Here is a 665-nt window from a genome sequence, read left to right on the forward strand (position 1 = left end):
TAGGTAGCTTAACCCCCGGGAGGGCGCTTACCACTTTGTGATTCATGACTGGGGTGAAGTCGTAACAAGGTAACCGTAGGGGAACCTGCGGTTGGATCACCTCCTTACCTGAAGATACCTTCGTGCGCAGTGCTCACACAGATTGTCTGATAGAAAGTCACGAGCAGAAAAAACCTCTACAGGCTTGTAGCTCAGGTGGTTAGAGCGCACCCCTGATAAGGGTGAGGTCGGTGGTTCAAGTCCACTCAGGCCTACCAACTTCGCACTCATGCTGCGTTATGTCTCCGGCTCGCATAGTTCACTATGCTTCGCGGACACACGCCTTGCCTGAGCACGAAGTGCATTTCTCATGAAATGCACGCAGTTGAGTGGTGGTAGTGGTCTCTGCAGTAACTGTATGGGGCTATAGCTCAGCTGGGAGAGCGCCTGCCTTGCACGCAGGAGGTCAGCGGTTCGATCCCGCTTAGCTCCACCATACTTGCTGTTTTTTCTGACAATACTTCAGAGCGTACCGGCGACGGTGTGCTGCGAAGTATTATGCTCTTTAACAATCCGGAACAAGCTGAAAATTTGAAACGACGCACGTCGTGTTCCTCCGTAATAAGGAACACAGCACGATGCGTTCGGGTCTCTCAAAAGCTTACAGCTTACAAGCAACTGTTATG

At 51.6% G+C, this 665-nt stretch carries 2 tRNA genes and 1 rRNA gene; all 3 read left to right on the top strand.

Annotation, left to right across the window (positions count from 1 at the left end):
- Positions 1–107: ribosomal RNA gene (locus F7Q90_RS25780) — 16S ribosomal RNA — on the top strand; the annotation flags it as partial.
- A 73-nt stretch (positions 108–180) separates the two neighbouring features.
- A tRNA-Ile gene (locus F7Q90_RS25785) sits at positions 181–257 on the top strand.
- Between the two features lie 142 nt (positions 258–399).
- Positions 400–475, top strand: a tRNA-Ala gene (locus F7Q90_RS25790).
- The last annotated feature ends 190 nt before the right edge of the window (positions 476–665 follow it).

This window comes from Pantoea stewartii subsp. stewartii, assembly GCF_008801695.1.
Lineage (GTDB): Bacteria > Pseudomonadota > Gammaproteobacteria > Enterobacterales > Enterobacteriaceae > Pantoea > Pantoea stewartii.